This window comes from Streptomyces aureus (assembly GCF_001418135.1).
Lineage (GTDB): Bacteria > Actinomycetota > Actinomycetes > Streptomycetales > Streptomycetaceae > Streptomyces > Streptomyces aureus_A.
This window is the reverse complement of sequence record NZ_LIPQ01000494.1, coordinates 1-1480: the sequence shown is the minus strand read 5'-3', so window position 1 is coordinate 1480 and position 1480 is coordinate 1. Positions and strand designations below refer to the sequence as shown.

The window sequence follows — 1480 nt, the reverse complement described above, 5'->3', positions numbered from 1 at the left end:
GGTCGGGCTTGTGGGGTGGGGGCTTCTTCTCCGGGGTGCGCTCAGAGCGCCGTGCGGCCCGGGGTTGCCAGGGAGAGGTAGACCGCCGCGAAGTCGGTGACCGCGAGCAGTTCCGCCAGGGTCTCCAGGTCACCACCTTCTTCCGGTTCCAGCTCGCTGATCGCCGTCTCGTGACTCAGCGCCAGTTCGCGGGCCGCGTGGGCCGCGGTGAGGCCGTCCGACGGGCGGTCCCTCAACAGGACCACCCGGGCGCGGAGCGCCTGCGGCTCGTCCACGCGGTCGCGGAAGAAGTCCTCGGGGTCCGCGCCCGCCGCGTAGTCACCCGCGAGGAGTACGCCATGGGCCGGGAGGGCCTCCGGGAGTTCCGCCGCGAGCGCCGGCAGACCGGCGAGCTCCGCCAGGACCGCGGCGAACCTGCGGCCCGCCGGGCCCGCGGCCGCGCCCTCCGTCCAGATCAGCGGCAGCGTGTCCGCGAGCTCGGAGGCGAGTGTCTTCGCCGGGTTGCTGTACGTGGCGATGGCCGGGCCGCAGCGCTCCGCGATACGGTCCAGCCGGTCGGCGACCTTCTCCAGGGCCTCGGGCGGGGCCTCCAGGAGACCGACCCGGTCGAGCAGCATGAGCAGCGGGGTGAACAGGGCCCACAGGGTGCCGGGGCTCGCCGCGATGTTCTCGGCGTACTCGTTCGGGGCCTCGTTCGGCGCGATGGCCATCGGCACGAACAGACCGCGTGAGCCGCTGACCGTCTCGGTGAGCGGCGAGGCCTTCGGCGCCACGGCGACGACGGTGATCCCGCGGCGGTACGCCTGCTCCGCGAGGAGCGCCAGGCCCGGTTCGGAGCCGTCCGTCGTCGGCAGGAGGAGGAGGTCCACGGAGCCGGCCCAGCCGGGCAGCGCCCAGCGCAGGGCGCCCGCGGCGGGGGCGACGCCGGTCGGCTGGAGGCGTACGACGGGTGCCGAGGCTCCTGCCAGGGCGCCGATCAGGTCCGCCACGGCCGCGGCGGCGGTGCCCGGGCCGGCGACGAGTACTGCGCGGGGGCGGCCCTCGGGGTGGAGGTCCGCGATGCCGGCCTCGGCGGCGTGCCTCGCCGCCGTCCTTACCCGGGCGCCTGCTTCGGCGGCGCCGCGGAGGAGGCCGCGGCGGTCTGCCAGGGCGAGGTCGTCCGGGGCGTCGAGGAGGGTCTCGTCGAGCATGGGGCGGGTGCCTCCGGTCGCGTCGTCGTCGCGGGCCCCTGCGGGGCTTGGGGGGTCTTCGTTGTGCGGTGCCCTCGGGGCGGGCGGCTTGGGCGGGTGCTGTGTGGTGCGGGCACTTTCCATGGTGCGGGGCTTGCGGTGCTGGTGCGGGGTTGTGCGGGTGCGGGTTGTGCGCCCTGCCCAGGAGAGGTGCGGGCTTCCCCGAGAGGCGTACCCCGCCGTTGGCGGCGGACCCTCCGGGGCGGTGAGGCGGCCCCTCCGGGAAGTGCGAGGGGATGGGGCGGGGTGAG

Annotated in this window: 1 protein-coding gene; it reads right to left on the bottom strand. The window is 75.9% G+C overall.

The window, feature by feature from the left end; all coding sequences use genetic code 11:
* Positions 1-41 precede the first annotated feature (41 nt).
* Complete coding sequence (locus tag AOK00_RS32100; RefSeq protein ID WP_055603691.1) at positions 42-1190, bottom strand: SIS domain-containing protein; 1149 nt, start codon at positions 1188-1190, stop codon at positions 42-44.
* Between the last annotated feature and the right edge of the window lie 290 nt (positions 1191-1480).